At 39.6% G+C, this 570-nt stretch carries 1 protein-coding gene; it reads right to left on the minus strand.

The annotated features are described in order from the left end of the window. Positions 1–570: baseplate J/gp47 family protein (locus CH361_RS19570; RefSeq protein WP_208861474.1), on the minus strand; the 570-nt coding region annotated here is incomplete at both ends.

Raw genomic sequence — 570 nt, forward strand, 5'->3', positions numbered from 1 at the left:
AGATACAGCATCAGGAAATTGTAGGAGTAATGATTTGAAGGAATTTACGATGAATGATTGCTGATCCTTTAGTTCAGCAAAAAAAGTGTCCACAAGTGTTTGTAATGCCGCAGGCGTAGGAATTGAATCTGCTGATGCAAAATATAAAGAGAATATTTTGTTTATAGGAATTGCACCCGCATTTTCTGCAATTACATGAGCCGCACCTCCTGGATTCAATGCTTCGCTATTGAAGTGTTCTGAAACTTCAGTAAGTTGAGCAGGTGATAACGCAGAGCCATCCGGCCCAAGTAATAACAACTTTACTACTCCGGGAATTCCGAGTGATTTACTAGATTTAAAAACAACTTTTTCGACGTATGTAAAACTGAGTGCGATAAGAACATACCAATCAGCCGTCCATTCTTGGGAAGTCGCACCAATTTGAATCTGTCTTAGCCTTTCTCTTACCGTCGCAAGTCGCTCTCTATCACGGCCTCCAAAATATGGAATAGTATCTGGATTATAAACCACATCAATTTCGGGAATGTAATCTATGTGTTCTGTAATTGCATTAGGGGTTACATTTCC

Source organism: Leptospira brenneri, assembly GCF_002812125.1.
GTDB classification, from domain to species: domain Bacteria; phylum Spirochaetota; class Leptospiria; order Leptospirales; family Leptospiraceae; genus Leptospira_A; species Leptospira_A brenneri.